The sequence below is a fragment of the Chenggangzhangella methanolivorans genome (assembly GCF_042648545.1).
GTDB lineage: Bacteria > Pseudomonadota > Alphaproteobacteria > Rhizobiales > Methylopilaceae > Methylopila > Methylopila methanolivorans.
Window position 1 is genome coordinate 1 of sequence record NZ_JBHRXS010000037.1, and the last position, 965, is coordinate 965.

Annotated in this window: 2 pseudogenes; both read left to right on the forward strand. The window is 68.2% G+C overall.

The annotated features are described in order from the left end of the window. Positions 1-787 (forward strand): annotated as a pseudogene (locus tag ACFOWB_RS26710) (Mu transposase domain-containing protein); the annotation flags it as partial. Between the two features lie 5 nt (positions 788-792). Continuing rightward, positions 793-965, forward strand: a pseudogene (locus tag ACFOWB_RS26715) (IS21-like element helper ATPase IstB); the annotation flags it as partial.

Here is a 965-nt window from a genome sequence, read left to right on the forward strand (position 1 = left end):
GGGCTGGGAGAAGGGTCAGGTCGAGAACCAGGTCGGGCTGGTGCGCGAGCGGTTCTTCACGCCCCGTGTCCGGGCGCAGAGCTATGAGGAGCTGAACGCCTGGCTGCTCGATCAGGCGATCTCGTACGCCAAGGCGCACCGTCATCCCGAGTTCGCGGACCAGACCGTGTGGGAGGCGTTCGAGGCGGAGCGCCCGAGCTTCGTTCCCTATGCCGGGCGGTTCGACGGCTTCCACGCCGTGCCGGCGTCGGTGTCCAAGACCTGCCTGGTCCGCTTCGACAACAACAAGTACTCGGTCGCCGCGAGCGCGATCGGCCGTCCGGTGGAGATCCGCGCCTACGCTGACCGGATCGAACTACGCCAGGACGGCCGGATCGTCGGCGACCACCCGCGCTGCTTCGGCCGCGGCCAGACCGTGTTCGATCCCTGGCACTACGTGCCCGTGCTGGCGCGGAAGCCCGGCGCGCTCAGGAACGGAGCGCCGTTCAAGGACTGGGTGCTGCCGGCCGGGCTCGAGAAGGTTCGACGCAAGCTCGCGACCGTTGAAGACGGCGACCGTCAGATGGTCGCAATCCTGGCCGCGGTGCTGAGCGACGGCTTATCCGCGGTCGAGGCCGCCTGCGCCGAGACGCTGCGTGAGGGCGTCTGCTCGGCCGACGTCGTGCTGAACATCCTCGCCCGGCGCCGGGACCCCGCGCCGCCGGTCACGATCATGACGCCCGAAGCGTTGCGGCTCGCCGTCGAGCCCACCGCCGACTGCGCCCGATACGACACCCTCAGGAGAGCTGTGTGATGGAGCGTTCCGCGATACTGACCACCATGGGCGAGCTCAAGCTCTACGGCATGAAGGCCGCCTTCGACGAGATCATCACGACCGCCGTGAAGCGCCAGCACGAGCCTCAACGCATCGTCGGCGACCTGCTCACCGCAGAGATCAGCGAAAAGCAGGCGCGGTCGATCAAGTA